Origin of the sequence: Methylopila capsulata (assembly GCF_016907975.1) — a bacterium.
GTDB classification, from domain to species: Bacteria; Pseudomonadota; Alphaproteobacteria; order Rhizobiales; family Methylopilaceae; genus Methylopila; species Methylopila capsulata.
Genome location: NZ_JAFBCY010000001.1, coordinates 248,803 through 269,671, shown reverse-complemented (window position 1 = coordinate 269,671; position 20,869 = coordinate 248,803). Strand labels below are relative to the sequence as shown.

The 20,869-nt window shown below is 70.2% G+C and carries 14 protein-coding genes; 10 read left to right on the top strand and 4 right to left on the bottom strand.

The genetic code is table 11. The features are described 5' to 3' along the window. Position 1: 1 nt before the first annotated feature. The 6 genes from JOD31_RS01210 to JOD31_RS01185 all read left to right on the top strand — a co-directional run bounded on the left by JOD31_RS01210 (position 2) and on the right by JOD31_RS01185 (position 6,941). Positions 2 to 1,039, top strand: coding sequence for an ELM1/GtrOC1 family putative glycosyltransferase (locus JOD31_RS01210; RefSeq protein ID WP_204948501.1), 1,038 nt, complete (start codon positions 2 to 4; stop codon positions 1,037 to 1,039). 168 nt (positions 1,040 to 1,207) lie between these two features. Further along, positions 1,208 to 3,514, top strand: a complete 2,307-nt coding sequence (locus JOD31_RS01205; protein ID WP_271206141.1) for an NADP-dependent malic enzyme — start codon at positions 1,208 to 1,210, stop codon at positions 3,512 to 3,514. A 123-nt stretch (positions 3,515 to 3,637) separates the two neighbouring features. Continuing rightward, positions 3,638 to 5,242 carry an EAL domain-containing protein gene (locus JOD31_RS01200; RefSeq protein WP_271206140.1) on the top strand — a complete coding sequence of 535 codons (1,605 nt, stop codon included), beginning with the start codon at positions 3,638 to 3,640 and terminating at the stop codon, positions 5,240 to 5,242. Positions 5,243 to 5,315: 73 nt separating this feature from the next. Further along, positions 5,316 to 5,894 carry a glutathione peroxidase gene (locus tag JOD31_RS01195; RefSeq protein WP_204948499.1) on the top strand — a complete coding sequence of 193 codons (579 nt, stop codon included), beginning with the start codon at positions 5,316 to 5,318 and terminating at the stop codon, positions 5,892 to 5,894. Between the two features lie 21 nt (positions 5,895 to 5,915). Beyond that, on the top strand, positions 5,916 to 6,590 hold the full coding sequence (locus JOD31_RS01190) for a ceramidase domain-containing protein (RefSeq protein ID WP_204948498.1): 675 nt from the start codon (positions 5,916 to 5,918) through the stop codon (positions 6,588 to 6,590). A 57-nt stretch (positions 6,591 to 6,647) separates the two neighbouring features. Then, positions 6,648 to 6,941 (top strand): YMGG-like glycine zipper-containing protein, encoded by a 294-nt coding sequence (locus tag JOD31_RS01185; RefSeq protein WP_204948497.1) that lies wholly within the window; start codon positions 6,648 to 6,650, stop codon positions 6,939 to 6,941. 74 nt (positions 6,942 to 7,015) lie between these two features. Here JOD31_RS01185 and JOD31_RS01180 read toward each other — a convergent pair whose 3' ends face one another. The 3 genes from JOD31_RS01180 to JOD31_RS01170 all read right to left on the bottom strand — a co-directional run bounded on the left by JOD31_RS01180 (position 7,016) and on the right by JOD31_RS01170 (position 11,418). Beyond that, on the bottom strand, positions 7,016 to 7,915 hold the full coding sequence (locus tag JOD31_RS01180) for a dihydrodipicolinate synthase family protein (RefSeq protein ID WP_204948496.1): 900 nt from the start codon (positions 7,913 to 7,915) through the stop codon (positions 7,016 to 7,018). Positions 7,916 to 7,985: 70 nt separating this feature from the next. Then, positions 7,986 to 9,500 carry an anthranilate synthase component I gene (trpE, locus tag JOD31_RS01175; RefSeq protein ID WP_204948495.1) on the bottom strand — a complete coding sequence of 505 codons (1,515 nt, stop codon included), beginning with the start codon at positions 9,498 to 9,500 and terminating at the stop codon, positions 7,986 to 7,988. Between the two features lie 22 nt (positions 9,501 to 9,522). Then, a complete protein-coding gene (locus JOD31_RS01170) occupies positions 9,523 to 11,418 on the bottom strand; it encodes a SurA N-terminal domain-containing protein (RefSeq protein WP_204948494.1) in 1,896 nt (631 codons plus the stop codon). Positions 11,419 to 11,600: 182 nt separating this feature from the next. Here JOD31_RS01170 and tpiA point away from each other — a divergent pair, with 182 nt between their 5' ends. Continuing rightward, positions 11,601 to 12,365 (top strand): triose-phosphate isomerase, encoded by a 765-nt coding sequence (gene tpiA, locus JOD31_RS01165; RefSeq protein WP_204948493.1) that lies wholly within the window; start codon positions 11,601 to 11,603, stop codon positions 12,363 to 12,365. Between the two features lie 106 nt (positions 12,366 to 12,471). Beyond that, positions 12,472 to 13,086, top strand: coding sequence for a preprotein translocase subunit SecG (secG, locus tag JOD31_RS01160; protein ID WP_204948492.1), 615 nt, complete (start codon positions 12,472 to 12,474; stop codon positions 13,084 to 13,086). A gap of 566 nt (positions 13,087 to 13,652) precedes the next feature. Here secG and JOD31_RS01155 read toward each other — a convergent pair. Continuing rightward, positions 13,653 to 16,322, bottom strand: coding sequence for a ribonuclease E/G (locus JOD31_RS01155; RefSeq protein WP_204948491.1), 2,670 nt, complete (start codon positions 16,320 to 16,322; stop codon positions 13,653 to 13,655). A gap of 690 nt (positions 16,323 to 17,012) precedes the next feature. Between JOD31_RS01155 and JOD31_RS01150 the strand changes: the two genes are divergently transcribed. Continuing rightward, complete coding sequence (locus JOD31_RS01150) at positions 17,013 to 18,227, top strand: N-acetylmuramoyl-L-alanine amidase (RefSeq protein WP_204948490.1); 1,215 nt, start codon at positions 17,013 to 17,015, stop codon at positions 18,225 to 18,227. 178 nt (positions 18,228 to 18,405) lie between these two features. After that, complete coding sequence (locus JOD31_RS01145) at positions 18,406 to 20,865, top strand: penicillin-binding protein 1A (RefSeq protein WP_204948489.1); 2,460 nt, start codon at positions 18,406 to 18,408, stop codon at positions 20,863 to 20,865. Positions 20,866 to 20,869: the final 4 nt, after the last annotated feature.

The following is a 20,869-nucleotide window of genomic DNA, read 5'->3' as shown; positions in this document are numbered from 1 at the left end:
GATGAGCAGGCCGCCCGGACGCCCGCTGCGGGCGCTCGCGCTGTCGGACGGCGTCGCGGGCCATGACCGCATCACGCTCGGCGTGCTGACGGCGATCGCGCGTCGGCAGGCGGTTGAGACGCGACGGCTCGCGCTCCGCGCGCGCGGCGGCGGTTCCCGCGGCTGGGAGCGGTTGCAGGCGCGCCTCATGCCGTTCGATCGGTTCTGGCCCGGCCGGTTCGACGCGCCCGCGGAGCGCGAGGGAACCGTCGCCCAGCTCGCGTCCGAGCGATTCGACCTCGTGGTCGCCACCGGTCCGTCGATCTCCGCCGCAACCATCGCGCTCGCGCGGGCGACGCGGGCGCGCTCGATCTATTTCGGTTTTCCCAAGCTTCCGATTCTGGCCGAGTTCGACGTGCTGCTGCGGCCGGACCCTGTCCGGCTCCGCCGCGGCGTCGTGGTGTTGCGGCCGAGCGAAATCGATCCCGACGGCCTTCCGCCGGCGCGCAGAGGGGCGGACCGGCGCAGAGTGGCGCTGCTGCTCGGCGGGACGACCAAGCACCACACGTTTTCGGAGCAGGACTTCGCGCAGCTGGGAGCCCTGGTCCGCGGGCTGGTCGACGAAGGCATGGAGGTCGTGGTCTCGAACTCGCGCCGTACGCCGGCGGCCGGTTTCGACCGCTTCGTCGCGGAGATGGAGCCCATTGGCGGTGCGGTGCGGGTCATCGATTTCCGCAGCGCGGGGCTGATGTCGAACCTGGAGGCCTACGCGGCCGACGCCGTCATCGTGACGGCGGACTCGATGTCGATGATCGCGGAGGCGATCGCGGCGCGGCGACCCACGGTCGTCGCGCGTCCGGACGGCTACCGCGTGCCCCGCCGCGACGCCGCGGAAATCGCGGTCCATGTCCGCCGGGGCCTCGCCTTCGAGGCCGACCTGTCCGACCTCGCCCGCATGGGCTGGGTGGGCCGCCTCGACCGGCTGTCCGTCCTGACCGAGCATCCGCTTGACCAGCTCGCCGAGGCGATCAAGCGCGCGCTTCCAGCCGGGCCATCATGAGATCGTCTCAGTCATGACGTCGAAGTGCGGGCCCGATGCGGCGCCCGAGGAACGGCGCGGCGTGCGCGGGGCGGCCTCCTTCAGTTGAGGGTGGCCATTTTCAAAAACTGTGCGAAAAGGCCGCATTAGACGTCCGACCAAGAGAGCGGCCGCGGAGGGGATCGATCAATGTCCAGCACTATGTCCGACGATCTGCGGAGCGGCGCGCTCGTTTATCATCGCGGCTCCGCGGCGACGGGCGCCCGTCCGGGCAAGATCGAGATCCAGGCGACCAAGCCGCTCGGCAATCAGCGCGACCTCGCGCTCGCCTATTCGCCGGGCGTCGCGGCGGCGTGCGACGCCATCGCCGAAGATCCGGACCAGGCCGCCGAACTGACGGTTCGGCAGAACCTCGTGGCGGTCCTGTCCAACGGCACCGCCGTGCTCGGCCTCGGCGACATCGGCCCGCTCGCCAGCAAGCCGGTCATGGAAGGCAAGGCGGTCCTCTTCAAGAAGTTCGCCGGCATCGACGTCTTCGACATCGAGGTGGCGGAGAAGGACGCGAGCCGGCTGATCGAGGTGATCTGCGCGCTCGAGCCCACCTTCGGCGGCATCAACCTCGAGGACATCAAGGCTCCGGAGTGTTTCGAGGTCGAAGAGGCCTGCAAGAAACGCATGGGCATCCCGGTCTTCCACGACGACCAGCACGGCACCGCCATCATCGTCGCGGCCGCGATCACCAACGGGCTCGAACTCGCCGGCAAGAACATCGCCGACGTGAAGATCGTGACCTCCGGCGCCGGCGCGGCGGCGCTCGCCTGCCTCAACCTGCTGGTGACGCTCGGCGCCAAGCGGGAGAACATCTGGGTCACCGACATCGACGGCGTGGCGTATCTCGGCCGCGAGACGCTGATGGACCGCTGGAAGGCGGTCTACGCGCAGGACACCGACAAGCGGACGCTCGGCGAGGTCATCGACGGCGCCGACGTGTTCCTAGGTCTCTCCGCCGGCGGCGTCTTGAAGCCCGAGATGGTCGCGCGGATGGCCGAGAAGCCGATGATCCTCGCGCTCGCGAACCCCAATCCCGAGATCATGCCGGACGTCGCCCGCGAGGCGAGCCCCGGCGCCATGATCTGCACCGGCCGCTCGGACTTCCCGAACCAGGTCAACAACGTCCTCTGCTTCCCCTACATCTTCCGCGGCGCGCTCGACGTGGCGGCGACGGAGATCAACGAGGAGATGAAGGCCGCCGCGGTCCGCGCCATCGCGGCGCTCGCGCGCGAACCGTCCTCCGACGTGGTGGCCAAGGCCTATGGCGGCGAGACGCGTCTGTTCGGCCCCGAGTCGCTGATCCCCAGCCCGTTCGACCCGCGCCTGATCCTCCGCATCGCGCCCGCGGTCGCCCGCGCGGCGATGGAGAGCGGCGTCGCGCGCCGGCCGATCGCGGATTTCCGGGCCTACGAAGACCAGCTCAACCGCTTCGTGTTCCGCTCCGGCTTCGTCATGAAGCCGGTGTTCGCGGCGGCGAAGGCGGCGCCCAAGCGGGTGATCTACGCCGACGGCGAGGACGAGCGGGCGCTGCGCGCCGCCGAGGTGTCGCTGGAGGAGGGCATCGCGACCCCGATTCTGATCGGCCGTCCCCACGTCATCGAGGTCCGCGCCAAGCGCTGGGGACTCACGCTGAAGCCGGGCGACGTCGAGGTGATCAACCCCGAGGACGATCCGCGCTACCGCGACTACGTCTCGCTCTATCTCGAGCGGGCGGGCCGCGCCGGAGTGACGCCGGACCTCGCGCGCACGGTGGTGCGGACGAACTCGACCGCGATCGCGGCCCTCGCGGTGATCCGCGGCGACGCCGACGCGATGATCTGCGGCCTGGAAGGGCGGTTTCACGATCATCTCGACCTGATCGACCAGGTGATCGGGCGCAAGCCCGGAGCGCCGGACTACTCCACCTTGTCGCTGCTCATCACCGCTCGCGGCGTCTACTTCCTTACCGACACCTACGTGACGGCGGAGCCGGACGCCCGCAGCATCGCGGAGAGCGCGATCCACGGCGCGAAGAGCGTCGAGCGCTTCGGCATCACGCCGAAGATCGCGCTGCTCTCGCATGCGAGCTTCGGCTCCCACGACACGCCCTCCGCCCGAAAGATGCGGGACGCGCTCGCCATCATCCGCGAGGCGGCGCCGCACCTGGAAGTCGACGGCGAGATGATGGCGGACGTCGCGCTCTCGCCCGTGCTCCGGGAACGGCTGCTGCCGAGTTCGACGCTGTCCGGAGAAGCCAATCTTCTGGTGTTCCCGAACCTCGACGCGGCCAACATCAGCGCCCAACTGATCAAGGCGGTGGCGGACGCGCTCCCGGTGGGGCCGATCCTGGTGGGCGCCGACCGGCCGGCGCACATCCTCACGCCGTCGGTCACGGCGCGCGGCGTGGTCAACATGACCGCGCTCGCGGTGGTTGAAGCGCAGGTCGGCGAAAACGCCCCGGATTAGCCTCGTATTAAGCCGAAAAGGCGCACTCTCGCCGGGCTTGCGCGCGTCGTCGTTCCCGGACGCAGAGGCAGGCCCTGAGGCGGGGTGTCGGTGCGAAACGGAGGGGCTTCCTGGCGGAACACGGTGCTGATCGGAATCGCCCTCGCCGCGATCCCGATCATCGGCATCAACGTCCTGCTCGGGGCCAATCTGATCACCGGCGCCCAGCGCGAGGTGGATTACGTCGCGAACGAAGTCCTCTCGCTCTCCGAGTCTCGGCTCGACGACGCCGCGACGGCGCTGATCGGCGTCGGACTCAAGACCGTCGGGGAATGCTCGCGCTCCGTCGTCGACCTGCTTCAGAAGGCCGAGCAGCGCGCGAGCTTCATCGCGGAGATCGCCCTCGTCGACAAATCCGGCGCGGCGATCTGCGCCGCGGACGGTCAGCCGCGCGTGGTGCGCCGCACTTCGCCGGAACACGACACGCTCAACCCGAACGTCACGCTCGCCACCGTCTCCATCGGAGAGCTGGGCGCCTCGCAGCTCGTGCGGCTGACCTGGGACGCCGATGGGCCGATCTCCGTCCGCGTGCTGATTCCCGGCGAGCGGCTGTTCCCGCATTTCCTGAAGAGCCAGCTGACCGCCGCGTTCATCGCCCAGCTCGCGACCGTCGACGGCACGCCCGTCGCCCGGCGCTCGCTCGTCGAGGACGTCGCCGAGGAGCGCTCCTCGCGCCTGCCGTCGGTGGTCTCGACCGCGGCGTCGCAGCGCTATCCCTTCAAGGTCGACATTGAGGTGCCGGGCAGCGCGTTGCTCCGCGCGAACGCCGGTCTGTTCTTCTACGCCAACATCGGCGGCGGCGTGTTCGCGATCGTGGTCGCGGTGGGCGTCTATCTCTTCTGTCGGCGGATGGGCGGCCCCGTGCGCGAGATCGCCGACGGCATCCGCGACGGCGAGTTCGTGCCGTACTACCAGCCGGTGATCGACATCACGACGGGCAAGCTCGCGGGCTGCGAGGTGCTGGTCCGCTGGCGCCGCCGGAACGGGGCGATGATCCCCCCAGGCCGGTTCATCGCGCTCGCGGAGGCGAGCGGCGAGATCTTCCCGATGACGCTCGCCCTGATGGAGGCCGCGCGCGACGAGCTCGCCGACGCCTACGCGCGCCTGCCGCAGCTCAAGGTCGGCTTCAACCTGTTCGCCGGGCATTTCGACGACTCCGACATCGTCGACGACGTCCAGCGCATCTTCGAGGGCTCGCCGATCCGCATGAACCAGCTGATGTTCGAGGTGACCGAACGCCAGCCCCTGAACGACATCCCGCGGGCGCGGCTCGTCATCGCCAAGCTGCAGGCGCTCGGCGTCCGGGTGGCGCTGGACGACGTCGGCACCGGCCATGGCGGCCTGTCCTACCTGCTGAAGCTCGGCGTCGACGTCATGAAGATGGACAAGATGTTCGTCGACGCCGTCGGCACCGACCGCTACTCGATCGCGATCGTCGACAGCATGGTGAAGCTCGCGAACGACATGAACCTCGAGCTTATCGCGGAGGGCGTGGAGAGCTTCGAGCAGCTCGAGTATCTGCGCGCCAAGGGCGTCCGCATGGCGCAGGGCTATGTGTTCGCGCCGCCGCTCCCGGGCGCCATGTTCCTGCAGCTTGTGGCGGCGATGAACCCCGAGGCGATGAAGAAGCCGGCCAAGGGCGCAGGCAGCTACGGCGTCGGGCCGCTGCGGATGATGAGCGCGCGTTGATCACCGGGCGCGGCTGATCCAGCGTGGCGTCGGGCGCGAATCTCGAAAGCCTGCCCACGCCGAGGATCGACCCATGCCGTCCATGATCGCGCGCTTCGCCGGAGCGCTTCTCGCCCTTGCCGTATGCCTGCCCGCCGCGGACGCCGCCGAACGCAGTGAAACCACCGCGGCGGCCTTCGCCTTCGACGGGCTCGAGGGCGGCAAGATCCGGCTCGCGAGCTACGTCGGCACGCCGATCCTCGTGGTCAACACCGCCTCCCGCTGCGGGTTCGCGGGCCAGCTGGGCGATCTCGGGGAGCTCTGGACGCGCTACCGCGACCGCGGCCTCGCCGTGATCGCCGTGCCGAGCGACGATTTCCGCCAGGAGCCCGGCGACGCGGCGACGATCCGCCAGTCCGCCGAGAGCCACCACGCGACGTTCCCCTTCGCCGCCAAGCAGCATGTGACGGGCGACGCCGCCCATCCGTTCTACCGCTGGGCGGCGCGCGCGGCGCCGGACGGCGCGCCGCGCTGGAACTTTCACAAGTATCTGATCGGGGCCGACGGCGGCCTCGTCGCGAGTTTTGGCCCGTCGACCCGGCCGACCGATCCGAAGGTCGTCGCCGCCATCGAGCGGGAGCTGAACGCCGCAGGCGCCGTCACCGTTCGCTGATCGCTCGCGGAGGAGCGAGGCGTGGCCGCCTGGAGCGATCCCGTGCTCGGCGTGTATTGCGAACGGCTCGACCCGTCGTTCTGGGCGGAGCCCGCAAACGCCGTGACCAACGTCGCGTTCATCATGGCCGCCGCAATCGCCGCCCGGCGGCATCGCGGCGACCGCGCGGCCCTGGTCCTGGCTGCGGTCGTCGCCGTCATCGGCGTCGGCAGCTTCCTGTTCCACACCTTCGCGACGCGATGGGCGCTGTTGGCGGACGTGGCGCCGATCCAGCTCTTCATCGCGGTTTACTTCTGCCTCGTGCTCCGCCGGATCGTGGGGATTGGCGCGCTCGGGGCGGTCGTCGGAACGGTCGCGTTCATCGCCGCCGCGGCGGCCTTGCCCGCGCTGGCGCCGGCCGGCGCGTTGGGGGGCTCGCCGGGCTACGCCGGAGCGCTGCTGGCCCTGATCGGCATGGGCGTCGGTCTTACGCTCGCCCAAGAGGCGCGACGGCGGAGCGCCGGCAAGGGCCTTCTGGCGGCCGCTGCGTTGTTTGCGACGTCCCTGACGTTCCGAACGCTCGACGGCGCGGCCTGCGCCTATTCGCCCGTCGGCGCGCATCCGCTGTGGCATGTGTTGAACGCCTGCGTTCTGTTCACGCTGATCGAGACCTTCGGACGCGCCCGTCCGTCCAAAATCCCGGCGAACGACCACTAGCCGCACAGGTCCGACGGCCTATTTTCCGCCGCACCATCAACGGGAGCCAGAACGCTCATGAAGAAGATCGCCACTCTCACGCTCGTCACGGCCATGGGCCTCGGCCTCGCGGCCTGCGGCGAGACCCGCAACGAGCGCGCGCTGTCGGGCGGCTTGATCGGCGCCGGCGCCGGCGCCGTCGTCGGCAGCGCCGTTTCCGGCGGCCGGGCCAGCGGCGCGCTGGTCGGCGGCGCCCTGGGCGCTGCGGGCGGCGCCGTGGTCGGAGCGAACACCCGTCCGGAGCGTCGCCGCGAGGTCTGCTACGGCACCAACCGCTACGGCGAGCGCTACCGCGTTCCCTGCCGCTACTGAGCGCAGCGGACGTTCGGCTTCTGGAACGGGCGCCCTCCGGGGCGCCCGTTTTTCTATGTGTGACGCAAGGCCCTTCAGGCCTCCGTATCCAGCCCGAGCCCCGTCAGGACCTCCGCCACCTTCGCGCGGGCGGCGCCGGCGAGGGGCAGGATCGGGCGGGGCGGTTCGGCGCTGGCAAGGCCGAGAAGGCTGGCGCTCGCGTAGATCACGCGGAGACTGGAAAACTCCCGGAACAGGCTCCAGAGCGGCTCGAGCCGCGCGTTCAACCGTCGGGCTTCCGCCACGTCGCCCTCCCGGATCGCCCGCACGATCGCCATGGCCGTGCGCGGGAACAGCCCGCCCACGACGCTGTACCAGGCCTCTCCGCCGGCGATCAGCGCCTCGACGGCGTTCCAGTCTCCGCTGTAGCCGATCGAGAAGCCGGCCGAGGTGACGCTCCGCAGCTCCGCCAGACGCCCTCCCACGTCGCCCTCGGCGGGAGACGGGGATTTCACCGCGACGACGCCCGGAACCCGGCTGAGGCGGCCGACGAGATCCGCGCCGAACCTGAAATGCGTGACGCCGGGATTGTCGTAGATGCAGAGCGGCAAGCCGCTTTCGCGCGCGACGACGGCGAAATGCTCGTAGACCTCGTCGTCGGTCAGCGGCGTGTAGGACACGGGCGCGAGCAGTCCCGCGGCCGCGCCCGCCGCCCGCGCGTCCTGCGCAAGGGCGACCGCCTCGTCGGTCCGGAGCGCGCCGACGCCGACGAGAACCGGCGTCCGGCCGTCGATCTCCTCCAGGGCGGCGTCGAGCGCGCGCCGGCGCTCGCCGCGCGTGAGGTAGGGATAGGAGCCGGTGCTGCCGAGCGCGCCGACCGAATCGACCTCCGCCGCGCACAGACGCGCAACGAGAGCCCGGAAGCCTGCGACGTCCACCTTCCCGGCGGGGGTGGCGGGGGTGATCGGAAAGGCGGAGAGGCCGTTCAGGCGCATCGCGAACCCCGTTTCGTCTGGCCAAGGCGCAACGCCGGCCATCCAACGCCGCGAGGGTCGAGCGTCAAGCCTATTGCGCGCGGCGCACGCCGCTCGCGAACCGGCGGGCTTCCTCGGCCGCGCGGAACAGCGCCTTGGCCTTATTGACGCACTCCGCCTGTTCGGCCGCGGGCACGCTGTCGGCGACGACCCCGGCGCCCGCCTGCACATGGATGCGGCCGTCCTTGACCACCGCCGTGCGCAGCACGATGCAGGTGTCCATCTCGCCGCTCGCCCCGAAGTAGCCGACGCAGCCGGCGTAGACGCCGCGCTTGTCCTTCTCCAGCTCGTCGATGACCTCCATCGCGCGCACCTTCGGCGCGCCGGAGACCGTGCCCGCGGGGAAGCCCGCGACCAGCGCGTCGAGCGCGTCGTGGCGGCGGTCGAGCCGGCCTTCGACGTTCGACACGATGTGCATCACCTGGCTGTAGTACTCGAGGAAGAACTGGTCGGTGACCTCGACCGAGCCGATTTCGGACACGCGGCCCACGTCGTTGCGGCCGAGGTCGAGCAGCATCAGGTGCTCGGCCCGCTCCTTGGGGTCGGCCAGCAGTTCCTCCGACAGGGCGCGATCGTCGGCGGGCGTCGCGCCGCGCGGGCGGGTGCCCGCGATCGGCCGGATCGTCACCTTGCCGTCGCGCACCCGCACCAGGATCTCGGGGCTCGACCCGACGATCTGGAAGCCGCCGAAATCGAGATGGACGAGGAAGGGCGCCGGGTTGGTGCGGCGGAGGGCGCGATACAGCGCGAAGGCCGGCAGGTCGAACGGCGCCTCGAACCGCTGCGACAGCACCACCTGGAAGATGTCGCCGGCCGCGATGTACTCCTTCGCTCGCAGCACCATCGCCTCGTATTCGGCCGGCGTGGTGTTCGAGGTGAGGGCGTAGTGCTCTTCCGGGTTGACCTGCGCCGGCTCCCGCGAGGGCGTGCGGTCGAGCCCCTCCACGATCTCCGTCAGCCGGTCGACCGCGCGCGCATGGGCGGCCTCGGCCGAGAGGCCGGGCTCCGGCCGCACGGGCGTGACGATGGTGATCTCGTCCTTCACCCCGTCGAACACCAGCATCACGGTCGGCCGCATCAGGATCGCGTCGGGGACCTGCAGCACGTCGGCGTTGGGGGAGGGCAGCTCCTCCATCTCCCGGACCATGTCGTAGCCGAGATAGCCGAACACGCCGGCCGCCATCGGGGGCAGGGCCTCCACGATCTCGATGCGCGATTCCGCGAGCAACGAGCGCAGCGCGTCGAGCGGGCGTTCGTCGCAGGGCTCGTAGGCCTCGAGATCGGTCGCGGCGCGGCGGTTGATCTCTGCCTTGCCGCCCACCGAACGCCACAGCAGGTCGGGCTTCAGCCCGATCATCGAGTAGCGGCCGCGCGTGGCGCCGCCCTCGACGGACTCGAGCAGGAACGCGTTCGCCCGGCCTTCGGCGAGCTTCAGGAAGGCCGAAACCGGCGTCTCGAGGTCTCCGACCAGGGTCGTGGAGACGACCTGCGGCCGGCCTGCGGCGTAGATCGGCGCGAAGGCCGCGAGCGCGGGCGAGATCAGCATGAGCGCGACTTTCGGGACCGGATCAGCCTTCGCCGCCGCCGAGGACCTGGGCGATGGCGGGCTCGTTGAACTTCACGCCGAGCTGATCGCGGATCTGGCGCACGAAGGCCGAAACGACCTCGGTGCTGAGGCTTTCCGAAATCTTGGCGACCTGACCGGTGCCGTCCGGCGCGTTGGGATCGAACGGCCGGGTGTTCTCCGCCGTGACCTTGAAGACGAGGCGCGCGCCCTGGTCGTTGGGCGCGGTCTTGCCGAAGCCGTCGAGCGGCGTCTGGAACACGGCGACCGCCTGCGGCTGGGTGATGTCAGGCGCGCCGCCGACGCGGGTGGTCTCGGCCTGGTCGATCTCGAGCTTCTCGGCGGCGGCCGTCTGGTCGAACGGCTTGCCGGCCTTGAGCTGGCCGAGCAGCGCGTCGGCCCGGGCGTCCAGCCGTTTGCGCGCCTCGTCCGCACGCCAGCGGCTTTCGACGTCGGCGCGGGCCTCTTCGAAGGTGCGGTCGCTCGCCGGCTTCACCTCGCGGACCTCGTACCAGACATATCCGCCGTCGACTGTGACGGGGTCGTTCTCGGCGCCTGCGGTCGCGGTGAAGATCGCCGTCATCAGCGGCTCCGACGCGGGGACGCCCGGCACGGGCTTGCCGTCCGGCCCGCGGCCCTGCGCGTCGATGGCCTCGACCAGCTTCAGCGGCGGCAGCTTCTGGGACTTGACGATCTCGTCGAGCGTCGAGCCGCCGAGGCGCGCCTCGTCGACCTTGTCATGCAGTCCCTGGAGATCGGCGCGCGCGGCGTCTTCGGCGATCAGCTTGCGGATCTCGCCCTTCACCTGCTCGAAGCTCTTCGTCTGTTCCTGCTGGACGCCGGTGACGCGCAGCAGAGCGGTCGTGTAGGCGCCCTGGATGGGCTGGCTGACGGTGTTCGGGGCGAGCGCGAAGGCCGCGTCAGCGATTTTCGCGTCGAACATCTCCGCCTTGGAGAGGTTGCCGAGGAACGCGTCCTGCGGCGAGATCTTCTGCCGCGCCATCTCCTGCTCGAACAGGCCGCCGGCCTGGATGCGGTCGTAGCCGGCCTTCGCCTCGTCGAGCGATGGGTAGGTCACCTGCTCGATCGAACGCCTCTCGGCGGTGGCGTACTTCGGCTTGTTGGCGTCGTAATAGGCGCGGATGTCCTGCTCCGGCACCGTGCGGCTGGCCGCGAGCTTCGCGGGATCGAGCTGGAGGAGCGCGACCTTGCGGAACTCCGGGGCGGCGAAGCTCGCCTTGCGCTCCTCGAAGTAGCTCTTGAGCGCCGCGTCCGACGGGGCGGGGACGGCCGAGGGCGCCTCGGGCGTCAGCGTGACATAGGAGATCGAGCGGCTGTCGCTCACGAAGCCGTGCAGCGCCTCGCGGAAGGCGAGCGGGGTCGGCACCTCGCCCGCCAGCGCGTCGGTGAGCTGCCGGCGCGCCGTGAACTGGCGCTGCATCGTGATGTAGGCGTTCTCATTCAGGTTGTTTTGGCGCAGGATCTCCTGGAAACCGGCCCGGTCGAAACGGCCGTCCGGCCCCTTGAACACGTCGTCCTCGGTGATCTCGCGGCCGACCTCTTCGTCGGAGACGGCGAGGCCGAGCGCCGCGACGCGCGTGTCGAGCGCGAGTTCGTTGACGAGGTTGCCGAGCGTCCGCTCGCCGAGGCCCGCCATGCGCGCCTGCTCCGGCGTGATCTGGCGCTTCGCCTGCTGGCTCACGCGCCGAATCTCATTGGCGTAGGCCTGCCGGAAGGTCTCAAGCGGGACCTCCTGGGTTCCCACCGTCGCCGCCGCCGTGCCCGTGCCGCCGACCCGGAAGATGTCCGCGATGCCCCACACAGCGAAGCTCAGAACGAGCACGCCCAGGAAGATCTTGGCGACCCAGCCTGCGGCGCCTTTGCGGAGGGTTTGAAGCATTGCGGTTCACATATCTTCGCGTTCGAGGACGGCGGGGGCTCCCGCGCGGGGCGCGCGACATTACAGGCACGCGTCCGAGCGCCGCAAATCGCAGTCGCCGGAGGAATTTGCAAGCGCGCCGCGTTCTGCTACCTCCGCGTTCCTAGAAAAGCGCAGACTTTTCGTCCCCAGGAGGAGCCTTCATGTCCGACGCCGCCCGCAAGCCGCTTGTCGCGGGTAACTGGAAGATGAACGGCCTCTCCGCCTCGGCGCCGGAGTTCGTCCGGATCGTCGGCGCCTATCAGGGCGCGCTGAAGGAGGTCGTCGACCTCGCCGTATTCCCCCCCGCGACGCTGCTGACCAGCTTCGCGACCGCGACCCGCGGGGTCGGCGTGCTGGTCGGCGCCCAGGATTGCCACCCGGAGGCGTCCGGGGCGCACACCGGCGACATCTCCCCGGAGATGATAGCGGACGTCGGCGGCAAGGCCGTCATCGTCGGCCATTCCGAGCGCCGCGCTGACCATGGTGAGACCGACGCCATCGTGCGCGCCAAGGCCGAGGGCGCGCTGCGCGCCAGGCTGCTGGCCGTGATCTGCGTCGGCGAGACGCGCGAGGAGCGCGACGGGGGCAAGGCGCTGGACGTCGTCGGGACGCAGCTCGCGGGCTCCCTGCCGGAGGCCGCGACGGCCGCCACGGTGGTGGTCGCCTACGAGCCCGTCTGGGCGATCGGTACCGGCCTGACGCCGACCGTTGACGACGTCGCGGAGATGCACGGCTTCATCCGCGCCCGGCTCAGCGCGCGGTTCGGCCCGGAGGGGGCGAAGATCCGCATTCTCTACGGCGGTTCGGTGAAGCCCTCGAACGCCGCGGAACTGCTCGCGGCAGCGGACGTCGACGGCGCGCTTGTGGGCGGAGCGAGCCTGAAGGCCGACGACTTTCTCGCCATCGCCCGCGCCGCGGCGCGCTGATCCCGCACAGGTGGCGTCCCGGCTGCGCGTGGTGTAAACAGCCGCCTTCGTCGCGCGCGCCGGTGGTGCGCGCGCCCAGACCGTTCCGTTTCAAGTCGCAGGCGTCATGCAGACCGTCCTCATCGTCCTCCACCTGATGATCGTGCTCGCGCTCGTCGTTGTCGTGCTGCTCCAGCGCTCGGAGGGCGGCGCCCTCGGGGTCGGCGGCGGCAGCAACTTCATGTCGGGCCGCGGTCAGGCCAACACGCTCACGCGGGTCACCGCCTATCTCGCGGCGGGCTTCTTCGTGACCAGCCTGACGCTGACGATTCTCGCGGGCTACGGCGGCGGCTCGGTGCTCGATCGCCTGCAGCCGACCGCGGCCACCATCAAGCCGGCCGCGGCGCCCGCCGGCGCCGCCGGACCGGAGGTGCCGCTCGGCTCCGGGCAGGGCGGCATCCTGCCCGCGCTGCGCAAGGCGACCGAGCAGCCCGGCGCGGCTCAGCCGCCGCAGCCGGCGGCGCCGTCCGCCCCGCAGCAGCCGACCGCGCCCATCACGCCGCAGGAGGCCGACCCCAAGGCCACCGGCCCGACCGACGAGCCGAAGCAGGCCCCGTCGCAGGAGACCTCGCCGCAGGGCTCCAACGCCGACGCCCCCAAGCCCGAGAGCGCGCCGCCCGCGGCCACGGAGCAGCCTGGCGAGCCGCAGGCGCCCGCCGCGACGGAGCCGCCGAAGCCGTAACCGGCGCTGGCGTCGAGGGACAAACGATCCAAGCGAAGGGCCGGGAAACCGGCCCTTTTTCGTGTCCGGCTGGCAGAGTGGGAGCGATCGCTTCCGCCGCCCCCGTGTCGCGCGTCGCCGGCGGTCGTCTGGACGAGGTGCTGCCCTCGGGCCGCTTGGGGCCGACGGCGCCGTTCGTCCGTGTGGGTTTGCCTTTAGTTTAGAGCGTGATCGGTTCGAATTGATCAGGCCGTCACGCGCGCGCTTGTGCGCGGGTATTCCACGACGTTGGGGCGGAGCTCGACGTGCAGCTCGTGGATACCCGGCTTTGCCGGCATGACGGCAAGTCCGTCAGAAGCGACCGCGCTCTGCCCCCGGGAGAGCTGAGCGGAAGGGATGGCGCAGCGGCGGCGCCAGCGCTTTTCTCGAAAGCGCTGGTGATCTGGGTCCCGGCTCAAGGCCGGCACGAGCAAGGCGGTTTCGCGAGCGTTGGGGCTGGAACGACAGCGCGCGATGGCGCTTCAACGACAGAAGGCCCGGACGTCGCCGTCCGGGCCTTCTGCGTCAAAGGAATGTTCGGCTGCGGTTCAGCCGCCGAAGACGCGCTTGCTCCACCAGCCGGTGCGCCGGGGACGATCGGGGTCCTCGACCGCTTCCGGAAGCTCCTGAACCACGGGCGCAGGCGCGGCGCGGGTCTCCTCGGCCGCCGGCTGCTCAACGTCGTCCGGCGTCGGCGCGGCGACAGCCGCCACAGCGTCCTCCGGCTGCGGGGCCGCCGGCGACACGGCGGTCAGTTCCCGCGCGGCCGGCTCCTCGGCGGGCTCCGCCACGTCCGAGGCGGCGACGTCCTCGACGATCAGCGCGTCGCTCGGAGCCTCCTCCGGGGCCGCCGCGATCTCCTCGGCGTCCTTCTTGGTGCTGCGACGACCGCCGCGACGGCCGCGACGGCGGCGCTTGCCGTCCTCCTCGTCGCTCGCTTCGGCAGCCTCAATCACAGGCGCTTCGGGTTCGGCCGCGGCGTCCACGGGCTGGGACACCTCCTCGACCGAAACCAGGACCGGCGCCAGCGGCTGGTCGCCGGCGACGTCGCTCACGATCGCGTCGTCCGGACCGTTCTCGGTCTCGTCCTCGTCGGAGCCTCCGGCCTCCGCGGAGGTCTCGCCCTGCGGCTCGCCGCCGAAGGACGACGCCTCGCCGGAGCCGCCGCCGCGCCGGCGCCTGCGCCTGCGCCGACGACGGCCGCCGCCCTCGGAGCCGTCCTGATCGCCGCCGCCGTTCTGGGCCTGCGGCTCGCGCGCCGCAGGCTGGGCCGCGACGGCCTCGACCTCCTCGTCCTCGACGATCGGATCTTCGTCCACGACCTCGTCCGGCGGAATGCTGTCGACGCGGACCTGCGTGATCGGAGCGCGGGGCTCGCCCGTCGCGAGCTCGGTGCGCTCGATCGTCAGATGCTGGCCGGTCGGCAGGTGCTCTTCCGCCGCGAACAGCACGGTGACGCCGAAGCGGCTCTCGATCTCGCCGAGATGGCCGCGCTTCTGGTTGAGGATGTAGAGCGCGACCTCGTTGCGGGTCTTCACCAGCAGATTGCGGGTCGCGTCCTTGCGCAGGTGCTCCTCGACCATGCGCAGCACGTGCAGCGCGACGGAGGGCACCGCCCGCACCGTGCCGACGCCGGCGCAGACCGGGCAGATCTCGCTCGAGCTCTCCAGCACGCCGGTGCGGATGCGCTGGCGCGACATCTCCATCAGGCCGAAGTGCGAGATACGGCCGAGCTGGATGCGCGCGCGATCGTCCTTCAGGCAGTCCTTGAGCTTCTTCTCGACCGCCTTGTTGTTCCGGCTCTCCTCCATGTCGATGAAGTCGATGACGATCAGACCGGCGAGGTCGCGCAGGCGCATCTGGCGCGCGACCTCTTCGGCCGCCTCCAGGTTCGTCTTGAGCGCGGTGTCCTCGATGTTGTGCTCGCGGGTCGAGCGGCCCGAGTTCACGTCGATCGCGACGAGCGCCTCGGTCTGGTTGATGACGATGTAGCCGCCGGACTTCATGGTCACGACGTTCGAGAACATCGCGTCGAGCTGGGCTTCGACGCCCGACTTCGAGAACAGCGGCTGGCTGTCGCGGTAGGGCTGCACGATCTTCGCATGGCTCGGCATGAGCATGCGCATGAAGTCCTTGGCCTCGCGGTAGCCGTCTTCGCCGGCGACCAGAACTTCGTCGATGTCCTTGTTGTAGAGGTCGCGGATCGACCGCTTGATCAGCGAGCCTTCCTCGTAGACGAGCGTGGGGGCCGCCGACTTCAGGGTCAGGTCGCGGACCGTCTCCCACAGGCGCATGAGGTATTCGAAGTCGCGCTTGATCTCGGGCTTGGTGCGGCTGGCGCCGGCCGTGCGCAGGATGACGCCCATGCCCTCCGGCACCTCGAGGTCGGAAGCGACCTCCTTGAGGCGCTTGCGGTCCTGGGCGGAGGTGATCTTGCGGGAGATGCCGCCGCCGCGGGCGGTGTTCGGCATCAGCACGGAGTAGCGGCCGGCGAGCGAGAGATAGGTGGTCAGCGCCGCGCCCTTGGTGCCGCGCTCTTCCTTGACCACCTGCACCAGCAAGACCTGGCGGCGCTTGATGACTTCCTGGATCTTGTAGGAGCGGATGTGCCGGGGGCGCCGCTCGGGCATCTCTTCGAGAGCGTCGCCCGCGCCGATCGACTCGACCGGATGCTCGTCGTCATTGTCGTCGTCGTGGTCGTCGTCGCCGGAGACTTTCTCTTCCTGCTCGGCGACATGGGCCTCGACGGCGCTCTCGGCTTCCGCGGAGGCCTCGGGGGCGGGGCCTTCCTCGCCGCCGACCTCTTCCGGGGCCGGCTCGAGCGAGACCGACTCGTCGCCGTTTGCGGGCGCCGCCTTCGGTCGGGCGCGGCCGCGCCGGCGCCGGCCGCCGGTCGGCTTCTCCTCGTGCTGCTCTTCCTCGGCCGCGTGCGCCTTTTCCTCTTCGGCCAGCAGGGCCTGACGGTCGGCGACGGGGATCTGGTAGTAGTCGGGATGGATCTCGCTGAAGGCGAGGAAGCCGTGGCGGTTGCCGCCGTATTCGACAAACGCCGCCTGCAGCGACGGTTCGACCCGCGTCACCTTCGCGAGATAGATGTTCCCGCGAAGCTGTCGGCGGCTCGCGCTTTCGAAGTCGAATTCCTCCACCCGGGAGCCGCGGACGACGACGACCCGCGTCTCCTCCGCGTGGGTGGAGTCGATGAGCATTTTGTTGGCCATTGGCGAAACTCTTGGATACGGCCGAGCGGGCGCGGAGCCGTCGTCGCCGACGGCGCCTGCGGGGCGCGGGACGCGCGCGAACGCTCGTATGAGGGGAGGAAGGGCGCGCCGTGAGCCGAAAGGGCGGCAAGGCGGCGCGAAAACGAGGCGAGCCGGAGCATCCGGCGAATCGAAGTCCGGGACGAAGCGGAGGCGGCGTTAGGCGCCGTGCGCATTCTCCGGCGAACCTCGCAAACTGGTCGCGGCGCGGCGTCGGACGCCGGCGCGAAAGGGACCCAAGGACGGACCCGAAGGCGAACCTTCGAGCGCTCACGCCGGCGATCCGGCGTTCCCAGACGGAACCGTCGAAAGCCGCCGCTTGACCATGACCGGAAACGGACCGACTTCGCCGCATCGGCGTCGCCCGTCCCGTTGGGGCGCGAGCGAGCCGCGCGCCGCAGTCGCGACGCCGTGACGGACGCTGGTTCGGCGGGTGTCTGGCAAGAGACTCGCGTCACCGGAGCGTGAGCGAAACATTTTTAGCGGACGAAACGGGCGCTTGACAAGCACGCTCGCCGGTCCGCCGTCACGCCCGCGCCACAGCGGATCGCGAAAGCGCGCGAACAGGTTTAAGAACGGGTTAACCGCGAGCCCGTAAATCCTTAGAACACGTTGGGCGCTTCCTCGTTTCAGCAGGTGTTTCGGGCCGCTATGATTCGCGTGTCGTTTGTCGCCGTCGTTCTGCTGACGCTGGTCGCGTGGGCGGTCCCCGCCTTGGCGGAGACCGCGCCGCAGCCTCCGGTCGCGACGGACTCACGACTGGCGGGCGACGAGCAGCGCACGCGTCTGGTGATCGACCTGACCGCGTCGACGCCCATCAAGGCTTTCACGCTGGCGGACCCCTACCGGGTGATCATCGATCTGCCCGAGGTGGCGTTCCGCCTGCCCGAAGCGGCCGGACGGCAGGGGCGGGGGCTCGTGAGCGCCTACCGCTTCGGCGTGTTCGCGCCCGGCCGCTCGCGCATCGTTGTCGACGTCACGCGGCCGGTCGCGATCGACAAGGCCTTCGTGCTCGACCCGGTCGACGGCCAGCCCGCCCGCATCGTGCTCGACCTGACGCCTAGCGACCGCAAGACCTTCCTGCAGTCGGTCGCGGCGCACGGGCCGGAAACCACCGGCGCGACGCCGTCCCAGGCGACGGTGGCCGAGAAGACCGACCTGCCCGTGGTGGTGATCGATCCCGGCCATGGCGGCGTCGATCCCGGCGCGGCGGGCCCGGACGGCGCGAGCGAGAAGGACATCGTCCTCGCCTTCGCGAAGCAGCTCAAAGCCAAGATCGAGGCCTCCGGGCGCAGGAAGGCCGTGCTGACGCGCGACGACGACACCTTCATCTCGCTGCCGGGCCGCGTGAAGGTCGCGCGCGACAACGCGGCGGCGCTGATGATCTCGATCCACGCCGACACCCTGACCGACCCGTTCGGCGTCCGGGGCGCCACGATCTACACGCTGTCGTCCAAGGCCTCCGACAAGGAGGCGGAGCGGCTCGCGGACAAGGAGAACAAGGCCGACCTGATCGCAGGCGTCGACCTGTCGGACGAGCCCGAGGAGGTGGCGGGCATCCTGTTCGATCTGACGCGCCGCGAGACCACGAGCTTCACCGCCCAGTTCGCGAAGATGCTGGTGCGCGACCTCAAGCAGGCCGCCAAGCTGAACAAGAATCCCCTGCGATCCGCCGGCTTCCGCGTGCTGAAGGCCCCGGACGTGCCCTCCGTCCTGCTCGAACTCGGGTACCTCTCGAGCAAGGAGGACGCCAAGCTGCTGATGTCCGACGCGTGGCGGGACCAGGCGACGGACGCGATCTCGACCGCCATCGATCGCTACTTCGAGACGCGTATCGCAGGAAGCACACCCGGCCGGGTGAATTGAGCGCAGGACGGATGCGCCGTACAATCTCCACAAAGCGCCACGATCCGGGTATCTGATAAGCGGGAGCAGGGCGGGGGGCCGTCCAGTACCGCTTAAGGCCGCTGTTCCGACCGCACCCGTACGACGTCGCGTCGTTCGTTCGTTCGCGTTCAAGGCCGTCGACACGGAACGAGGTGATATGCGCCTGCTTGTGCGGTTCTTGGGTTTCCTGTTCGCCACCGGAGCGATCGTGGCCGTGTTCGGCGCGGCCGTCGTCGGCGTCGTGGTCTGGAAATTCTCGCGCGAACTCCCGGACTACGAGCAGCTCGCCAACTACGAGCCTCCGATCATGACCCGGCTGCACGCCAACGACGGGCGGCTGATCGCGGAGTACGCCAAGGAGCGGCGGCTGTTCCTGCCGATCCAGGCTGTGCCGAAGCGCGTGATCAACGCCTTCGTGTCGGCCGAGGACAAGAACTTCTACGAGCACGGCGGCCTGGACTTCACCGGCATCGCCCGCGCGGCGCTGTCGAACCTGCAGAACGCCGACCGTCGGCCGCAGGGAGCTTCGACGATCACCCAGCAGGTGGCGAAGAACTTCCTGCTCACGAACCAGCAGAACTACGAGCGCAAGCTCAAGGAGGCGCTGCTCTCGCTCCGGATCGAGCAGACCTACTCCAAGGACCGGATCCTCGAGCTCTACCTCAACGAGATCTATTTCGGCATGGGCGCCTACGGCGTCGGCGCGGCGTCGCTGGTCTATTTCGACAAGTCGGTCACCGAGCTGACGCTGGCCGAGGTCGGCTACCTCGCCGCGCTGCCGAAGGCGCCCAACAACTACCACCCGTTCCGCTACCCGGAGCGCGCCATCGAGCGCCGCAACTGGGTGATCGACCGCATGGCGGAGAACGGCTACGTCACCGTCGAGGAGGCTGCGGCCGCCAAGAAGGAGCCTCTGGAGGTCAACCCGCGCCCGACGGGCTCGCAGCTGCCGTCGAGCGAGTATTTCGCCGAGGAGGTCCGGCGCGTCCTCTACGAGAAGTATGGCGAGAAGGGGCTCTATGAAGGCGGGCTGTCGGTCCGCACGACGCTCGACCCCAAGCTTCAGGCGCTCGCCCGCGCGGCGCTCAGCCACGGCCTCGTGGCCTACGACCAGCAGCGCGGCTGGCGCGGCCCGCTGCGCGAGATCGACCCCAAGGGCGACTGGGGCGTGGCGCTCGCCGACGTGCCGGCCTATGGCGACGTCGCGCCGTGGCGTCTCGCGGTCGTGCTCGAAACCGGCGCGACCCAGGCGACGATCGGGCTGCAGCCCGGGCGGGAGAAATCCGGCGCGGTGACGCACGAGCGCGTCACGGCCGTGCTGCCGCTGGAGGGCGTGCGCTGGGCGAAGTGGGCCAAGGGGCCGGAGCGCGGCCGCGCGGTGAAGACCGTCGCCCAGGTCGTGAAGCCCGGCGACGTGATCTATGTCGAGCCGCTGAAGGAGGGCTCCGAGCAGTTCCGCCTGCGGCAGCCGCCGGAGGTCTCGGGCGGCCTCGTCGCGATGGACCCCTACACCGGCAGCGTGCTCGCGCTGGCGGGCGGGTTCTCCTACGACGAAAGCCAGTTCAACCGCGCCACCCAGGCGCTGCGCCAGCCGGGCTCGTCGTTCAAGCCCTTCATCTACGCCGCCGCCCTCGACAACGGCTACACGCCGTCGTCCGTCGTGATGGACGCGCCGATCGAGATCGACCAGGGCCCGGGCATCGGCATCTGGCGCCCGGAAAACTACGGCAAGAAGTTCTACGGCCCCCAAACCCTGAGATTCGGAATCGAAAAGTCGCGCAACGTGATGACGGTGCGGCTGTCGCAGGACATGGGGATGCCGCTCATCTCCGAATACGCCAAGCGCTTCGGCGTGATGGACGACCTGCCGCCCTACCTGTCGATGGCGCTGGGCGCCGGCGAGACGACCGTGCTGCGGATGACGGCGGCCTATTCGATGTTCGCGAACGGCGGCAAGCGCATCACGCCGACCGTGATCGACCGCATCCAGGATCGCACCGGCAAGACCGTCTACCGCCACGACGACCGTGAGTGCCTGGGCTGCAACGCGGGCAGCTGGGCGAACCAGGACGAACCGAAGCTCGTCGACCGCCGCGAGCAGGTGCTCGACCCGATGACGGCGTACCAGATCACCTCCATGCTCGAAGGCGTCGTGCTGCGCGGCACGGCCACCGGGGTTAAGGCGGTGGGCCGGCCGATCGCCGGCAAGACCGGCACCACCAACGACTACCGCGACGCCTGGTTCGTCGGCTTCTCGCCCGACCTCGCGGTCGGCGTCTACCTCGGCTACGACAAGCCGCGCTCGATGGGCGACGGCGAGACCGGCGGCTCGCTGGCTGCGCCGGTGTTCACCGAATTCATGAAGAGCGCGCTCGCTGACAAGGCCGCGACCCCGTTCCGCGTGCCGCCCGGCATCAAGCTGATCCGCATCAACCCGTCGAGCGGGATGCGGGCCTCCGCGGGGGACTCGAAGGTCATCCTCGAAGCCTTCAAGCCCGGCACGGCGCCGCCGGACAGCTACTCTATCATCGGCTCGGCCGACCAGAGCGGCCGTCCGCAGACCGTCACTCCGGAAGCCGACCGCGCCGTGCGATCGGGCACCGGCGGGCTGTACTGAGCCG

Excerpts from the sequence above, each read along its gene's own strand:
- JOD31_RS01185 (WP_204948497.1), top strand. The coding sequence starts at position 6,648 with ATGAAGAAGATCGCCACTCTCACGCTCGTCACGGCCATGGGCCTCGGC.
- JOD31_RS01195 (WP_204948499.1), top strand. The coding sequence starts at position 5,316 with ATGCCGTCCATGATCGCGCGCTTCGCCGGAGCGCTTCTCGCCCTTGCC.
- JOD31_RS01155 (WP_204948491.1), bottom strand. The coding sequence starts at position 16,322 with ATGGCCAACAAAATGCTCATCGACTCCACCCACGCGGAGGAGACGCGG.
- secG (WP_204948492.1), top strand. The coding sequence starts at position 12,472 with ATGCAGACCGTCCTCATCGTCCTCCACCTGATGATCGTGCTCGCGCTC.
- JOD31_RS01170 (WP_204948494.1), bottom strand. The coding sequence starts at position 11,418 with ATGCTTCAAACCCTCCGCAAAGGCGCCGCAGGCTGGGTCGCCAAGATC.
- JOD31_RS01145 (WP_204948489.1), top strand. The coding sequence starts at position 18,406 with ATGCGCCTGCTTGTGCGGTTCTTGGGTTTCCTGTTCGCCACCGGAGCG.
- tpiA (WP_204948493.1), top strand. The coding sequence starts at position 11,601 with ATGTCCGACGCCGCCCGCAAGCCGCTTGTCGCGGGTAACTGGAAGATG.
- trpE (WP_204948495.1), bottom strand. The coding sequence starts at position 9,500 with ATGCTGATCTCGCCCGCGCTCGCGGCCTTCGCGCCGATCTACGCCGCA.
- JOD31_RS01180 (WP_204948496.1), bottom strand. The coding sequence starts at position 7,915 with ATGCGCCTGAACGGCCTCTCCGCCTTTCCGATCACCCCCGCCACCCCC.
- JOD31_RS01205 (WP_271206141.1), top strand. The coding sequence starts at position 1,208 with ATGTCCAGCACTATGTCCGACGATCTGCGGAGCGGCGCGCTCGTTTAT.
- JOD31_RS01150 (WP_204948490.1), top strand. The coding sequence starts at position 17,013 with ATGATTCGCGTGTCGTTTGTCGCCGTCGTTCTGCTGACGCTGGTCGCG.
- JOD31_RS01210 (WP_204948501.1), top strand. The coding sequence starts at position 2 with ATGAGCAGGCCGCCCGGACGCCCGCTGCGGGCGCTCGCGCTGTCGGAC.